This window comes from Bacteroides sp. 3_1_23, assembly GCF_000162555.1.
GTDB classification, from domain to species: Bacteria; Bacteroidota; Bacteroidia; order Bacteroidales; family Bacteroidaceae; genus Bacteroides; species Bacteroides ovatus.
This window is the reverse complement of sequence record NZ_GG774949.1, coordinates 2,849,908-2,864,647: the sequence shown is the minus strand read 5'-3', so window position 1 is coordinate 2,864,647 and position 14,740 is coordinate 2,849,908. Positions and strand designations below refer to the sequence as shown.

13 protein-coding genes and 2 tRNA genes are annotated in these 14,740 nt (G+C 39.9%); 9 read left to right on the top strand and 6 right to left on the bottom strand.

What is annotated here, in order from left to right:
- The first annotated feature begins 180 nt into the window (after positions 1 to 180).
- A complete protein-coding gene (locus HMPREF9010_RS12995) occupies positions 181 to 1,017 on the top strand; it encodes a 4Fe-4S binding protein (protein WP_032843782.1) in 837 nt (278 codons plus the stop codon).
- Here the strand turns inward: HMPREF9010_RS12995 and tilS are convergent.
- Entirely contained in the window at positions 1,002 to 2,282 is a 1,281-nt protein-coding gene (gene tilS / locus HMPREF9010_RS13000; protein WP_008648789.1) for a tRNA lysidine(34) synthetase TilS, read from the bottom strand. The two genes, HMPREF9010_RS12995 and tilS, sit on opposite strands and share 16 nt — an antisense overlap.
- Positions 2,283 to 2,425: 143 nt before the next feature.
- On the opposite strand from tilS, the gene feoB reads away from it, so the two are divergent.
- From feoB to HMPREF9010_RS13025, 6 genes are all read left to right on the top strand, one after another.
- Positions 2,426 to 4,912, top strand: a complete 2,487-nt coding sequence (feoB, locus tag HMPREF9010_RS13005) for a ferrous iron transport protein B (RefSeq protein WP_008648787.1) — start codon at positions 2,426 to 2,428, stop codon at positions 4,910 to 4,912.
- Positions 4,909 to 5,124 (top strand): hypothetical protein, encoded by a 216-nt coding sequence (locus tag HMPREF9010_RS0124395; protein WP_004326519.1) that lies wholly within the window; start codon positions 4,909 to 4,911, stop codon positions 5,122 to 5,124. The genes feoB and HMPREF9010_RS0124395 overlap by 4 nt, the downstream gene beginning before the upstream one ends.
- A gap of 51 nt (positions 5,125 to 5,175) precedes the next feature.
- Positions 5,176 to 5,247: transfer RNA gene (locus HMPREF9010_RS13010), tRNA-Cys, on the top strand.
- A 220-nt stretch (positions 5,248 to 5,467) separates the two neighbouring features.
- Complete coding sequence (locus HMPREF9010_RS13015; protein ID WP_008648786.1) at positions 5,468 to 6,061, top strand: hypothetical protein; 594 nt, start codon at positions 5,468 to 5,470, stop codon at positions 6,059 to 6,061.
- A 200-nt stretch (positions 6,062 to 6,261) separates the two neighbouring features.
- Positions 6,262 to 9,285 (top strand): response regulator, encoded by a 3,024-nt coding sequence (locus HMPREF9010_RS13020; RefSeq protein WP_008648785.1) that lies wholly within the window; start codon positions 6,262 to 6,264, stop codon positions 9,283 to 9,285.
- Between the two features lie 40 nt (positions 9,286 to 9,325).
- The gene (locus tag HMPREF9010_RS13025) at positions 9,326 to 10,204 is read left to right on the top strand and encodes a DMT family transporter (RefSeq protein ID WP_008648784.1); all 879 of its coding nucleotides are present in this window, start codon (positions 9,326 to 9,328) and stop codon (positions 10,202 to 10,204) included.
- A gap of 59 nt (positions 10,205 to 10,263) precedes the next feature.
- Here the strand turns inward: HMPREF9010_RS13025 and HMPREF9010_RS13030 are convergent.
- Positions 10,264 to 10,337, bottom strand: a tRNA-Thr gene (locus HMPREF9010_RS13030).
- 94 nt (positions 10,338 to 10,431) lie between these two features.
- On the opposite strand from HMPREF9010_RS13030, the gene HMPREF9010_RS13035 reads away from it, so the two are divergent.
- Positions 10,432 to 11,034, top strand: a complete 603-nt coding sequence (locus HMPREF9010_RS13035) for a TlpA family protein disulfide reductase (protein WP_004300781.1) — start codon at positions 10,432 to 10,434, stop codon at positions 11,032 to 11,034.
- Between the two features lie 144 nt (positions 11,035 to 11,178).
- On the opposite strand, the gene HMPREF9010_RS0124390 is transcribed toward HMPREF9010_RS13035, so the two are convergent.
- Positions 11,179 to 11,910, bottom strand: a complete 732-nt coding sequence (locus HMPREF9010_RS0124390) for a class I SAM-dependent methyltransferase (protein ID WP_032852549.1) — start codon at positions 11,908 to 11,910, stop codon at positions 11,179 to 11,181.
- Between the two features lie 95 nt (positions 11,911 to 12,005).
- Between HMPREF9010_RS0124390 and HMPREF9010_RS0124385 the strand changes: the two genes are divergently transcribed.
- Entirely contained in the window at positions 12,006 to 12,191 is a 186-nt protein-coding gene (locus tag HMPREF9010_RS0124385) for a hypothetical protein (protein ID WP_004300779.1), read from the top strand.
- A 218-nt stretch (positions 12,192 to 12,409) separates the two neighbouring features.
- On the opposite strand, the gene HMPREF9010_RS13040 is transcribed toward HMPREF9010_RS0124385, so the two are convergent.
- The 3 genes from HMPREF9010_RS13040 to HMPREF9010_RS13050 are packed head-to-tail and all read right to left on the bottom strand — an operon-like array spanning position 12,410 to position 14,692.
- Positions 12,410 to 12,787, bottom strand: a complete 378-nt coding sequence (locus HMPREF9010_RS13040) for a VOC family protein (protein ID WP_004304308.1) — start codon at positions 12,785 to 12,787, stop codon at positions 12,410 to 12,412.
- Between the two features lie 14 nt (positions 12,788 to 12,801).
- Positions 12,802 to 13,947: a DUF4468 domain-containing protein gene (locus HMPREF9010_RS13045; protein WP_004304306.1), complete on the bottom strand. Its 1,146-nt coding sequence runs from the start codon at positions 13,945 to 13,947 to the stop codon at positions 12,802 to 12,804.
- A 13-nt stretch (positions 13,948 to 13,960) separates the two neighbouring features.
- The gene (locus HMPREF9010_RS13050) at positions 13,961 to 14,692 is read right to left on the bottom strand and encodes an MBL fold metallo-hydrolase (protein WP_004321445.1); all 732 of its coding nucleotides are present in this window, start codon (positions 14,690 to 14,692) and stop codon (positions 13,961 to 13,963) included.
- Positions 14,693 to 14,740 lie beyond the last annotated feature (48 nt).

Sequence of the window (14,740 nt, the reverse complement as noted above, 5' to 3'; positions counted from 1 at the left end):
ACAGCTCATGGCTACAGATATGCGAGCATACGTTTTGTTTTTTATTCTGAATTAGGGATGTATATGTTGAATCGTAGAATGTTTCAACGGGGCAAAGATAATAATTTTTTTTGGTTTCATGAACAATCAAACATTTTTTTCCACGTAAAAGTGTATCTTTGCTACATAAAAGAAAATAGTATGACAGTAAATGAAGCTCATTTAATTTATTTTTCGCCTACACACACATCTAAACAAGTTGCGGAGGCGATTGTTCACGGGACGGGCATAAAAAATATTTTTCCTATTAATGTGACGCAGCAGATTGCGGATGAAATTGTGATTCCTACATCTTCTTTGGCTATTATTGTAGTGCCTGTGTATGGAGGACATGTCGCTCCTTTGGCAATGGAACGTTTGCAGTATATCCGTGGAGTGGATACTCCTACCGTTTTGGTAGTGGTTTACGGAAATCGCGCTTATGAAAAAGCTTTAATGGAATTGGATGCTTTTGCTATTCCTCATGGATTTAAAGTAATTGCCGGGGCAACTTTTATTGGAGAACATTCATATAGTACCGACAAATACCCGATTGCAGTGGGACGTCCTGATGAATCGGATTTAGCCTTTGCTGCGGAGTTTGGGAAGAAAATCATGGAAAAAATACAGACAGCTGATAGTATGGATACCCTTTATCCGGTGGATGTACGTACTATCAAACGTCCGAGTCAACCATTCTTTCCTTTGTTCCGTTTTTTGAGGAAAGTCATCAAGTTACGTAAAAGTGGTACACCGCTTCCCCGCGTTCCTTGGGTGGAAGATGAGGATTTGTGTACCCATTGCGGGTTATGTGTGGTCCGTTGTCCGGCAGGGGCTATAACGAAAGGGGATGAGCTACATACGGATGAGGCTAAATGTATCAAATGTTGCGCTTGTGTAAAAGCTTGCGTTAGGAAAGCAAGGGTGTATGAAACTCCTTTTGCAGCTTTGTTATCAGATTGTTTCAAGAAACAGAAGTTGCCTCAGACTATTTTGTAAATCACGACGCGCTTAGTCGTTTCATCAATACGAAAGCGGTTGTCTGTTCGTTCGCCTATCAGCCATGCGATGTGTTCTCCACAGCAGAGTACCCATTGGCGTTCTTTTTGGCTGATAGAAAATTTGCGGTCGGTCAGATAATCGCTTATTTTTTTCTTTCCTTTCATTCCAAAAGGAATAAAAGTGTCTCCCGGCTGCCATTTCCGGTAATGAATTTCTCCATTCAGTTTGTCGGCATCAAAACAGGCAATTTCCTTTTCACGTGGAATGAGAAAATCCGGGGTGTATTCTTTTTCTTCTTTGATAATTTGAAAAGGAGGAAGAGTCTCATTTTCAGATTCAGCTGTTTCTATTAATAGGAATTCTCTGTCTTTTATCACTCTCCATTCTTTGCTACAGAATTGCTTGCCCGGTTGGCTATGAAGCGAATGGGTGATATCTTTGATTTGTGCGGAATTGAATCCTAGAGGATGCAGGACTTCGAATAAGATGGCTTCGGGTGCCGGTTCCTTTACTAAATCACTGATTCGGATACCTTCTGCTGTAATGATTTTCTTTTTAGTTTCCTCTATACATTTATTATATATAGTGGCTACATCATTCAGATAATTACTCGTATCTATCAGAGTGTTTTTGACTGACGGATTAATTTCCTGCATGAGGGGAAGGAGGTTGAGTCGAATTTTATTGCGGGTATATTCGTCTTCCAGATTGGTACTGTCTGTCACATAATCTTGTCCGATGTTTTGCAGGTAACGAATTATTTCTTTGCGGTTGATACAAAGCAGAGGGCGTACGATGGTTCCATTACGGGGGCGGATTCCTAACAGACCGGTAATTCCTGTTCCCCGAATCAGGTTAAGTAGTATAGTTTCTATGCTATCATCCTGGTGATGGGCCACAGCGACAACATCTGCCTGACATTCTTTTCTAATTTTCTCGAACCATTGGTAGCGGAGTTCCCGTGCGGCCATTTCAATCGAAATATGTTTTTCCGTTGCATATTGGGTCGTGTTGAAATCAATGGTATGTAAATGGATTTCCATTCTTTCGCAAAGTTGGCGGACAAATAACTCGTCCCGGTCTGACTCTTTGCCTCGCAGGTGGAAATTACAATGTGCGGCTTCGCAATGATAGCCTGCTGTATGCAGAATATATAGTAATGCCACCGAGTCGGCACCACCACTCAATGCGACCAGGATTTTATCATCCGGTGAGAATAAATGTTCCTTTTCTATATATTTTGTAACGCGTTGTTGTATCATACCTGCAAAGATACGAGTTTATCAATAAGTTTTTTATTTTTCTGAATCTTTTAGAGGATGAAAAAAGCTGCTATTTAAAAACATTCTAAATAATTTGCATGCTCCGAAGTTATGAATTATCTTTGCCAAAAATTTTGAGAGTTATGCGTTTGTCCGAATTAAAAACAGGAGAAAAAGGTGTTATTGTAAAGGTATTGGGGCACGGTGGTTTTCGTAAACGTATTGTGGAGATGGGCTTCATTAAAGGTAAAACGGTTGAAGTGCTGTTGAATGCTCCGCTAAAAGATCCCATAAAATATAAAGTTTTAGGTTATGAAATTTCTCTTCGTCGTCAGGAAGCTGAAATGATCGAAGTTATCAGCGAAGAGGAAGCAAAGAAACTGGCCGAGAAGACCGTTTATCATGAAGGATTGCCTGAAGACCTTTCAGTAAAAGAAGAAGATATGAAACGGTTGGCGTTAGGTAAACGCCGTACCATTAATGTTGCTTTGGTCGGAAACCCGAACAGTGGCAAGACTTCTTTATTTAATCTTGCATCCGGTGCTCATGAGCATGTTGGAAACTACAGCGGCGTAACCGTGGATGCCAAAGAAGGTTATTTTGATTTCGAAGGCTATCATTTCCGTATTGTCGATTTGCCGGGAACTTATTCTTTGTCTGCTTATACGCCGGAAGAAATCTATGTGCGTCGTCATATTATCGATGAAACTCCGGACGTGATTATTAATGTAGTCGATTCCTCTAATCTGGAGCGAAACTTATATCTGACTACTCAATTGATAGATATGAATGTCCGCATGGTGGTAGCTCTGAATATTTATGATGAGTTGGAAGCCAGTGGAAATACATTGGATTATCATCTGTTGAGTAAGTTGTTCGGGGTGCCGATGTTGCCTACTGTCAGTAAGAAAAATCGTGGATTGGATACCTTGTTTCATGTTGTTATCAATCTGTATGAAGGAGTAGACTTCTTTGATAAACAGGGAAATATGAATCCGGAAGTTCTTAAGGATTTGACCGAATGGCATGATTCTCTGGAAGATCGTAAGAACCACGAGGAAGAGCATTTGGAAGATTATGTACGTGAACATAAAAAGACGGGGCGTGTCTTCCGGCATATTCATATCAATCATGGTCCTGATATCGAAAAAGCGATTGAAGCTGTAAAAAGTGAAGTGTCCAAAAACGAATTTATCCGTCATAAATATTCTACCCGTTTCCTATCCATTAAATTGTTGGAGAATGATCCTGACATTGAGCGCATTGTGCGGACATTGCCAAATGCGGATGAGATATTCCATGTCCGTGACAAGATGTCGAAGCGTGTTCAGGATACAATGAATGAGGATTGTGAATCGGCTATTACGGATGCTAAATATGGATTTATCAGTGGTGCACTGAAGGAGACATTCACAGATAATCACTTGGAGCAGGCGCAGACAACAAAAGTGCTGGATTCGATCGTAACTCACCGTGTCTGGGGATTTCCTATTTTCTTCCTTTTTATGTATCTGATGTTTGAAGGTACGTTTGTCATTGGAGAATATCCGATGATGGGGATTGAATGGCTTGTCGAGCAGATTGGTGACTTGTTACGCAATAATATGGCGGAAGGTCCATTTAAAGATTTGCTGATTGATGGAATTATTGGTGGGGTAGGAGCGGTTATTGTCTTTTTGCCGAATATCTTGATTTTGTATTTCTGCATTTCTCTTATGGAAGATTCGGGTTATATGGCTCGTGCAGCTTTTATCATGGATAAAATCATGCATAAAATGGGATTGCACGGAAAATCATTCATTCCTTTGATTATGGGATTTGGATGCAATGTACCTGCTATTATAGCTTCCCGCACTATTGAGAACCGGAAGAGCCGTCTTATTACAATGTTGGTAAATCCTTTGATGTCTTGCAGTGCGCGTCTGCCAATTTATTTATTGTTGGTGGGTGCTTTCTTCCCGAACAATGCAAGTCTGGTGTTGTTAAGTATTTATGTGATTGGTATTGTACTGGCTGTGGTAATGGCCCGCTTGTTTAGCAAGTTTCTGGTGAAGGGTGATGATACTCCATTTGTGATGGAACTTCCACCTTACCGGATGCCGACAGCAAAATCGATCTTCCGTCACACATGGGAAAAGGGAGCGCAGTATTTGAAAAAGATGGGAGGCATTATTATGATTGCTTCTATTATAATCTGGTTCTTGGGGTATTATCCGAATCATGATGCTTATGAAACAGTTGCCGAGCAGCAGGAAAATTCTTATATCAGCCAGTTGGGACGTGGTATAGAGCCAGTTATAAAACCACTGGGATTTGATTGGAAACTAGGTATTGGCTTGCTTTCCGGTGTGGGAGCGAAAGAATTGGTAGTAAGTACATTAGGTGTCTTATATGCAGATGATCCGGATGCTGATTCAGTAAGTTTGGCAGAACGAATTCCGATTACTCCATTGGTTGCTTTCTGTTATATGTTGTTTGTATTGATTTACTTCCCGTGTATTGCGGCGATAGCGGCTATAAAACAGGAGTCGGGTAGTTGGAAATGGGCGCTTTTTGCTGCTTGTTACACAACGGGATTGGCTTGGCTTGTATCATTTGCTGTTTATCAGATTGGAGGATTGTTTGTATGAATAATTGGCAAGATTGGGTAGTCGGAGTACTGGTTGTACTCTGCATTGCCCGCGTCATATATGGAATATTTCGTTTTTTTCGTCGTACGCGAGAAAATCAGAATCCTTGTGACAGCTGTGTAAGTGGCTGTGAACTAAAGGATATGATGGACAAGAAACGTGGAGAGTGCGATGTAAAGAAAAAAAGTACAAAGAAAAAATGCTGCGGATAGTTGGTAGTTTCAAAATTTGTACTACCTTTGCAACCGCAAACGAGAAATAATGGTTCCTTGGATGAGTGGCTTAGTCAGCGGTCTGCAAAACCGTGTACGGCGGTTCGAATCCGCCAGGAACCTCAAGTAACACTTTGAATTCCTTGAAAGTCAAGTACTTTCAAGGAATTTCTTTTTTGGGGGACCATTCTGGGGACCAATTAGGTAGTATATTATGGATATACCGTTACTGCATGCGCTAATCCTTTTTATTTTAGGTTTTTCCCTACTGACAATTATGGAATTCACTTATTAATTCTGATTTTCCTGCGTTACTTTTGTTCTAAACCAAAAGAAAAACGCCATGAAAAAGATTTTATTTATCCTGTTTGTTGCCCAGTTTATTTTGGCTCCTTATATAATAAAGGGCTATGGTGCAAATCTTGTTGAAGATAATTACGAGTATTCGGGAGTTGACCAAGGGAGAGAGACTGTTGAAAAGGATATTTTAGGTAATATCATTATCCGTGATGATAATGGTAATAGAAAGACTATTGAAAAGGATATCTTAGGGAATATCATCATTCGTGATGATAAAGGCAATAGAAAGACTATTGAAAAGGATATTTTGGGGAACATCATTATCCGTGATGATAGAGGCAATAGAAAGACTATTGAAGAAGATATTCTAGGAAATACCATTATCCGGGACGATAAGGGTAATAGAAAAACTATAGAGAAAGATATTCTGGGAAATACTATTATTCGCGATGACAAAGGTAATAGAAAGACGATTACAAAAGATATCTTTGGGAATACTATTATCGAGGATGATAAGGGGAATAGAACAACTATTAAAAAAGATATTTTTGGAAACGAAATAATTGAATATGGTAACGGTCATGGGAAAATTATTAAAAAGGATATTTTTGGAAATACAGTCATTGAGGAGTATTAAAATGTACTTTTTAAAATGATAATATATGGGATGTCATTTGAGATAGGGGTTATTCACAATATCGTGGATAGCCCCTTATTGTATGTTATAACCTGGCAATAATATTTTCGCTATAAAATCATATTATAATCGTAAAAGTGTATATATTTGCATAGTGCGGAGATAAAATATTTATTTCTAAGTTATTCAAGGATAAAGAAATGGAACACAAACAATTACTAACTGTATTTAATTCACTTCCTGTTGGAATAGGTTTCTTCACAGCCGATGGCACTCTGGTAAGATGCAATGAAAGCTTCTGCCGAATTTTTGGCGCTGACTCGCAAACGCTTCTTGGTAATAAACTCAACATAAATGAAAATTCTGTGGTTCCTGACGTGGTGAAGGAAGCAGTTCGTGGTTGTGTTCCGGTACAGATGAGTTTTTTGTATGATTTCGATAAACAGAGAACCGATAAACGCTTTTTCTCTACGCGTACCCGGACCTGCTATTTGAAATGTAATGGTAATCCTCTTTATGACAATGATGGCAAGTTTGTTAATTACATTTTTATCTTTGAAGATATTACAGAAACGGTGAAAAGTGAAGAGGTACTCCGTCAAAGTCGCCGGAAAACGGAGCTTGCTATGAAGGCAGCCAACATCATGTTTTGGGAATTTGATGCAGTGGCCAAATTATTTTATAGTGATAATGAACCGCTGAATGGATACGATCAGTCTAAGCCAGTTAGTATGGCACTATATCTGGAGACTTTGCATCCGGATGACCGTAGTCAGGTTACTGAAGTAATGGAAAGAATGAGCAATGGGGAAGATTTTTCTTTTTCTTTTGATAGCAGGGTTATGTTACCGGATAGCTCAACCTGGCAATTTTGTACGATAAGCGGTGCTCCTTATGAATTTGATTCTAATAAGAAGGTATTGAAATATGTTGGTACCCGAAAGAATAATACGGAGGTGCAGAAAAAGGAGCAGTTCTTCTATAATATATTAAATAATCTTCCGTTATCTGTTCATATCAAAGATGTAGAGAATGATTTCCGCTATGTTTTTTGCAATGAAGAGAGTAAGCTCATGTTTGGTACCAGCGAAGATAAAACTACTTATGATGTGCTGAGTGAAGAAGAAGTAGAGCGTATTCAGAAGACTGATTTAGAGGTATACAATACTGGGAACCCTTATTTCGGCATGGAACGTATTATACTGAAGGATGGACGCAGCTATGATACTATTGTTCGCAAAAGTATAATTGAAGATGATGGCAAACGCTTTCTGTTAAATACCCGCTGGGATCAGAGTTTACAAAATGAACTGAAGCGTCGTGCACAGCTGTTAACTGTCACTATGGAAGCGATGAATGCCTTCACCTGGTTTTTTGAGCCGGCTAAGAACAGGGTGAGTTTCGGTGAAGGTTTTGATAAAAATGGGAAAAAGGCATCAGAAATTAATTCGGTCGAGAAATATCTGACTCTCGTACATCCTGATGACCGACAAAAGTTTGCTGAAACTTTGCAAAAGGCGGTAGAACTAGGAAGCGGTGTATGGGATGTGGAATATCGCATTGACTTTAAAGGAGATGGCATGTATCAATGGTGGGAAACGCGTGGCCTTGTTGAAACCACAACTTTGAACGATGCTCCTTATAAGTATTTGTTCGGTATGACGCAAAATATCGATTCCTATAAGCAGACTGAATTGACCTTACTAAAGAATAAAGAAATACAGGACGCTTTGGTACGACAGAATGAACTGGCTCTTAACAATACGAATTCAGGGTTGGCCTACATCACGAAGGAATATATGGTTCAATGGGAAAATATTTCGTTATGTTCAAAAAGTCTTTCTTTTGAAGCCTACAAAAAAGGTGAACTTTGCTATAAAAGTACATATAATCGTACTTCTCCCTGTGAAAATTGTGTGATGCAACGTGCTTTTGTTTCATTACAGACGGAACAGATGAAGTTTTCGTTGGACAGTGCGCATACCGTTGAAGTGTTTGCCACTCCCGTAGTTCTTGAAGATGGATCTGTGGATGGTGTTGTAATTCGCGTGGATGATGTAACGGAGCGTGAAAAAATGATTAAGGAATTGCAGGAAGCCAAACATCAGGCAGAGCAGTCTGATAAATTGAAATCTGCGTTCCTGGCGAATATGAGTCATGAAATCCGTACTCCCTTGAATGCTATTGTAGGTTTTTCGGAGTTGATGGCTTATGCCGGAGAAGAAGAAAAGGCGGACTATATCCAGATTATTAATAGTAATAATGAGTTATTGCTAAAACTGATAAATGATATACTTGATTTATCCAAGCTGGAAGCCGGTTCGGTAGAACTGAAATACGAACCGTTCGACTTATCCGAACATTTTGAAAACATGTTTACTTCCATGAAGCAGCGCCTGAAGAATCCGGATATCGTGTTAACTGAAATCAATCCTTATCACTGTTGTCGGGTAACTCTGGACCGTAATCGCGTGGCACAAATTATAACGAATTATGTCACTAATGCTATCAAATATACTTCAAAAGGTTCTATTAAAATGGGATATGCATGTAAGGATGGAGGCGTCTATTTTTATGTGAAAGATACCGGTATTGGTATAGCTGATGATAAAAAAGGAAAAGTATTCCAGCGTTTTGAGAAACTTGATGAGTTTGCCCAAGGTACCGGACTTGGACTTTCTATTTGCAAGGCAATTGCAGAAGCTATGGGAGGTAAAGTCGGCTTTGAATCGGTACACAATGAAGGATCGCTGTTTTGGGCATTTTTACCTTGTGAAGTCAATACACTTTCTATGGTAGAAGAGAAGAAAGAAGAGAATATCTCCGGAGGAGAGTTTGGTGCGAATGACGAAGTGATGGAGAAGAGTGCCGGTCGGAAAACAATTCTCATAGCTGAAGATATACAAAGTAATTATCAGCTGGTGTCTACTATCCTGAAGGATCATTATGATTTACTGCATGCGGAGAATGGGCAAAAGGCAGTGGAAATAGCGCGTAGCCAACATGTCGATTTGTTGTTGATGGATATGAAAATGCCAGTACTGGATGGATTGAAGGCTACAGCTGAAATACGTAAGTTTAATGCTAGCTTACCTATCGTCGCACTTACCGCCCATGCTTTCGATTCTGACCGGATTGCTGCAATAAAGGTCGGCTGTAATGAATATCTGGTTAAGCCGATTGAAAAAATGAAATTAATGGTGGCATTAAAGAAATATTTATAATCTTTGCATTGTGAATATCTGGAATTAGTTGAATATATCGATGAATCGTATTAAAGGTATACTTTATGCGGCGGTATCCTCCTCCACTTTTGGGCTGGCTCCGTTTTTTTCTATAACTCTGTTGTTAGCTGGTTTTTCGGCTTTCGAGGTGCTTTCTTATCGTTGGGGAGTGGCTGCTATTGTATTGACACTGTTTGGATGGTGTTCGGGATGTAATTTCCGGCTGGCAAAGAAAGATTTGTTAGTCGTTTTTTTATTAAGTTTGTTGCGGGCAACCACCTCATTCAGTTTGCTCATTGCCTATCAGAATATAGCCACGGGGGTAGCATCGACTATTCATTTTATGTATCCGTTGGCTGTATCATTGGCAATGATGTTTTTCTTTCATGAAAAGAAATCTCTTTTGGTGATGTTTGCTGTTTTAATGTCTTTGTTTGGTGCTGCTTTACTGTCATCGGGAGAGTTGGAGGCGAAAAGTGGTGATACAATAGTAGGATTGGTGGCGGCTTGTATTTCTGTCTTTTCTTACGGAGGATACATCATTGGGGTTCGAACAACACGAGCCGCTCAAATCAATTCCACTGTACTGACATGTTATGTTATGGGGATGGGAGCTGTTCTCTATCTGATAGGAGCTATGGCAACTTTCGGGCTTCATCTGGTGACAGACGGTTATATATGGCTGATTATTTTAGGACTTGCATTGCCGGCTACGGCTATTTCCAATATAACTTTGGTACGGGCAATTAAGTATGCGGGACCTACACTGACTTCTATTTTAGGTGCGATGGAACCACTGACAGCCGTTGTGATCGGTGTCTTTGTTTTTAAAGAACTGTTTACCCTGAATAGTGTTATTGGAATTCTTTTGATTTTGTTGGCTGTGGGTATGGTAGTATTTCGTAAGCAAAAATCTTAAAGAAGATATTAATAAAAAATGCTGCTTATCTGATGTGATAAACAGCATTCATTCTGGAGAGCCTCTTGTCGGATTCGAACCAACGACCCCGAGATTACAAATCACGTGCTCTGGCCAACTGAGCTAAAGAGGCGTTTTTCTTTTGCGGGTGCAAAGGTATGAATTTCTTTTAAAAATGCAAATACATCGCATACTTTTTTTATATTTGCAAAGTTACCAATGATTAGATGAAAATGAAAATTATGAATGTATGTAGTGTGGCGCTTTTAGCCATAGGTATATGGGCTTGTTCCGGACAGAAGAAAGGAACGGCGAATGTTGAAGTTGCAACAGATAGTGTAGAAGTAACTGCGGATGCAAAATCAGTTCAGGCAGATAGTACAGGATATATTGTTCGGGTAGGAGAGATGGCTCCGGATTTCACAATTACCTTGACAGATGGGAAGCAAGTGAGTTTATCTTCCCTTCGTGGTAAAGTTGTCATGTTGCAGTTCACTGCAAGCTGGTGTGGAGTTTGCCGTAAAGAAATGCCGTTTATCGAGAAGGATATTTGGTTGAAGCATAAAAATAATGCAGACTTTGCTCTGATTGGCATTGACCGTGACGAACCGCTTGACAAAGTACTGGCTTTTGCAAAATCTACCGGAGTCACTTATCCGTTAGGACTGGATCCGGGAGCTGATATCTTTGCGAAATATGCATTACGTGAATCCGGAATAACGAGAAACGTGTTGATTGATAAGGAAGGAAAAATTGTAAAGCTGACTCGTTTATATAATGAGGAAGAGTTTGCTTCTCTTGTGCAGGCAATTAATGAAATGCTGAAATAAAAGAGAACCTTCATCAGATGTTTCCAACGGAACATATATGAGTATATAAAAATAGTAACGCTATCCTGATGTGATGGCGTTACTATTTTGGTTATATAGTGACGCTATCCGGAGTACATACCGTCACTATATGATGATGCATTTTCAAGCGATGCTAAGTTTGACCAGGTAATCGTAATGCTTTCCTTCTTTTATCAATTCTGCCTTAAAACCACATTCGGAAGCATATAAGCTAAGAGTCTGGAAATCTACATATAACCAGTCGAATGTGTCTCCTTTTACATCTTTATATTGCATTTGGAAGTCGATCTCTCCGTAGTAATCTCCGGCCAGATCGATGACTATGCTACCGTCTTCCTCTTCAAAAAGATAACGCAAATCACTGGAATCCATAAATATGCATCCACCGGGGCGGAGAATACGTTTCATCCGTTGAAAAAATTCGGGCATATTATTCAGCCGTCCGATGATTCCGGAACCATTCATGAGCATTAGGATTGTATCGAATGTTTCGGAAAATGTTTCATCAAAAAGGTTGATGAGGCGGGGATCGTTCACTCCGCGTTGTTTCATTACTTCGACAGATAAGGGAGAAATATCAATGGTGCATACGTCTTTTCCCATTTCCTGAAGTGCCAGCGCATGGCAACCACTTCCGGCACCTACATCCAAAATCCGTCCAGTAGCCATTTGCAGGGCGGTACGCTCTAGTATAGGCATAGACTGTATACTACGAAACAGTTCTTTGACGGGAATTTCATCTTCTTCGAATTGAGAAGAAAATACCCGCAAACGATCAGCTCTATGATGGTTGAAATAGTCAGAAATAGCGGCTCCCATCGGGTCCTTTTCTGCAGAAAGAATTGTTGTTGCCATTGGTGGTTACGATTGTTAACTTTGCAAAGATAAATAAATCCGTAGAAAAGGGTTATCTTTGCCATCGGAAATGTTGAATACTAATAAATGATTATATGAGTATAGAAGAAGCAATCATGGGTGGTATCGTTTTTAAAGGTAAGAAAGATAAGCCCAAAGAAGAGGAAAAGGTGAAAACGAAAGCGAAAAAAGCGACGTATATTCGTGGACAACATGGTTCGGGTGCAGCGAAGATGAAAGCAGATATCCGGAAGAAAAGAGCTAGCCGACATAAAAAATAAAGGCCGTAGCAATAAACGGATCATCAGTCCGGTTGCCTTTTAATTATTGAGGAGTGGCTTTTTTCTGATTAAGCAACTGGCAAGGTGGTGTTTATTTTCGGATACATATTTATAGTATTTGTTGTTTTAGGTATATATACTATGTGTTTGATAGATCATATATTCTACATAAAAAGTGGGGGCAGGATAATTATCCTGCCCCCACTTTTTATATAAAATCACTTCTGTGGAAGTATTTCAATCCAGTAATCATCCGGGTCATTAATGAAATAAAGCCCCATGGCAGTGTTCTCAAAACATACACAATTCATTTCTTTGTGATAGGCCCTGATTGCATCGTAATCACCGGCTACACGAAAACATAGGTGACTTTCGTTTTCCCCCAGTTCGTATGGAGCAGTATGATCTTTGAGCCATGTCAATTCCAATAGGAAACCAGTTTCATTATCTGTCAGGTAAACCAGTGTGAATGAACCGTCGGATGCTTCTTTCCGATGATGTTCTTTTAAGCCGAGTGCTTTCTCATAAAAAGCGATACTCCGCTCCAGGTTTGTAACGTTGATATTAAAATGGTCAAATTTACTTTTTATTTCCATTGTTGCAATTTTCCTTATTTTTTCATTAAGAGTTTCACAATTTCTCCAACATAGGTACGGGGTTGTCCGGCTTGCGGAGTTGTCTGTGAAGGCATTTTCTTACATTCGATAACAGCTGAAGGAGTTGTTTGGTTCGGAGCATACAATTTCAGTGTATAGCTGTCTGCCTTTTCTATAGCATCATAAGGTTGGTCGGGTGAAAGTGTGCAATATGCAACAGCTTTTCCTGATTGATACCCCAATGCACCACCTGCATTTGCAGTCATATTGGTCATGTTGAACTCATCTTTTCCAATACTGATTACTAATTTACCACTTCCCATTAAGGCATATACTTCGCCCGGAATTTGTTTCAAATCAATTTCTGTATAACCCGGCATATCTGTGGAAGCTTTGCCTACTGGAGTAGCAGGAGTGAGAGTCGCAGCAGGAACTGTAGTTTGAACGGGTTCGGCGGTCGTCACTTTAATATCAGTCTTTTTATCTGTGCCACCAATGATAATCGGGCCTGCGGCTGCAACGATTGATGGAGTTTGTTGCTCTTCTTCTTTCTTCTTTTTCTCTGTCTTCGGACGAGTATCAGGTGCTCCGAAAGCTACTGCTACATCCATAAACATATCATCTGCGAAGTCTACAGTTTTTCTACGCCATTTAGCCAGGCCGCGCACTAATTTGGTCTTTGCTTTATTGAGCGCATATTTATCAGTAATCCATTCTTCCGCTTTGTATTTCTCTGTTTCGCGATAAGTGAAACGGATTTTCTCAAGCTCTACTAGGCAGTTGCCGGGTTTACAGGTAACGGTAATCTGATAGTTGACCAGTGTACGGTCTAATGACAGAGCACTGGAACTGAAAACAATCCATTCTTCTCCAACACCGGCAATTGTTCCCTTTGCTTCGTCAGAGAAAACAATGCGGCTATCAATATTTTTATTTTCTTTTAGACGTTCGTCCATCCACTTTGTCATTGTGTCGTAGATTTGTGCCTGACTCATTCCGGGAATCTGGAACTCTTTGGAAAATACTACTTTACCATCTACTTCAGGAACAGCTCCTACAAGGTACCTGGTGTCATCTTTCTTCTCTTTTGCAGAATCTGCCTTCATCGCCATCGGCAATGCAAGGAACAGGGTAAGAAACAGAATCGTAAATTTATTCATAATTATCATGTGTTTATTTGGTAATCTCAAAACTTTCGCCCCGATGGGTGATGCTGATAAAACGGCATCCGGCATTTTCAGCAAAACTACGAAGCGCATTTCCCCCCTCATAATCTTCACTGAAGTGCATGGGCACAAATATAGTAGTTTTTATTTGTTCGATGAACTGTTTTGCCCCTTTCATGTAATCTTTTCCCATTCTCCGATCCACCGGGAATAGTACTAAATCGATGTTTGGCGCTTTTTCTTTTAAATATTTAACTTCTGCAAGGAAATCACCATTGGCTTTTCGGATCTCTTCTTCAGTAGATTCCTCACTCCAATGCCAGTTGTTCAAGTCGCCGGCATGGAAAATACTCCAATCTTGCAGGTGAAGCAAGAACGAACTGCCGACATCCGTTGAGCCGAAAGCATCGATACGAATTGTCTCGTCTTCGTATGTTTCTCCTTTTTTAATATAGAAAGCATCTTCGGCTTTGGCACGATGGGATTTCAAGATATCTTTGGAGAAAATATATTGAATGTCGGGGCGTTGTTCTTTCCAGGTCAATATCTCACGGTTAAAGTGGTCGGGATGGAAATGGGTGGCCAATACATATAGTTTACCCGGCCTTTGCAGGAGATAATCATGTACGATTCCCCGGTTATGTTCCGTTTCGGAAGAATCTTTGTAGTAATCGATGATAACGGTTACACCTTCCATTTCGATGGCGAAACCGCTGTGATAAATATAATCCAGTGTCATAAGCTGACTATTTTATAATTGCAATATTACGTATTCTAGTTGGAGTTG

What these genes read in the sequence shown, in the direction of transcription:
- HMPREF9010_RS13035 (WP_004300781.1), top strand. Translation starts at nt 10,432, where the DNA reads ATGAAAATGAAAATTATGAATGTATGTAGTGTGGCGCTTTTAGCCATA.
- HMPREF9010_RS13020 (WP_008648785.1), top strand. Translation starts at nt 6,262, where the DNA reads ATGGAACACAAACAATTACTAACTGTATTTAATTCACTTCCTGTTGGA.
- HMPREF9010_RS13045 (WP_004304306.1), bottom strand. Translation starts at nt 13,947, where the DNA reads ATGAATAAATTTACGATTCTGTTTCTTACCCTGTTCCTTGCATTGCCG.
- feoB (WP_008648787.1), top strand. Translation starts at nt 2,426, where the DNA reads ATGCGTTTGTCCGAATTAAAAACAGGAGAAAAAGGTGTTATTGTAAAG.
- HMPREF9010_RS13040 (WP_004304308.1), bottom strand. Translation starts at nt 12,787, where the DNA reads ATGGAAATAAAAAGTAAATTTGACCATTTTAATATCAACGTTACAAAC.
- HMPREF9010_RS13025 (WP_008648784.1), top strand. Translation starts at nt 9,326, where the DNA reads ATGAATCGTATTAAAGGTATACTTTATGCGGCGGTATCCTCCTCCACT.
- HMPREF9010_RS12995 (WP_032843782.1), top strand. Translation starts at nt 181, where the DNA reads ATGACAGTAAATGAAGCTCATTTAATTTATTTTTCGCCTACACACACA.
- HMPREF9010_RS0124385 (WP_004300779.1), top strand. Translation starts at nt 12,006, where the DNA reads ATGAGTATAGAAGAAGCAATCATGGGTGGTATCGTTTTTAAAGGTAAG.
- HMPREF9010_RS0124390 (WP_032852549.1), bottom strand. Translation starts at nt 11,910, where the DNA reads ATGGCAACAACAATTCTTTCTGCAGAAAAGGACCCGATGGGAGCCGCT.
- HMPREF9010_RS13015 (WP_008648786.1), top strand. Translation starts at nt 5,468, where the DNA reads ATGAAAAAGATTTTATTTATCCTGTTTGTTGCCCAGTTTATTTTGGCT.
- HMPREF9010_RS13050 (WP_004321445.1), bottom strand. Translation starts at nt 14,692, where the DNA reads ATGACACTGGATTATATTTATCACAGCGGTTTCGCCATCGAAATGGAA.
- HMPREF9010_RS0124395 (WP_004326519.1), top strand. Translation starts at nt 4,909, where the DNA reads ATGAATAATTGGCAAGATTGGGTAGTCGGAGTACTGGTTGTACTCTGC.
- tilS (WP_008648789.1), bottom strand. Translation starts at nt 2,282, where the DNA reads ATGATACAACAACGCGTTACAAAATATATAGAAAAGGAACATTTATTC.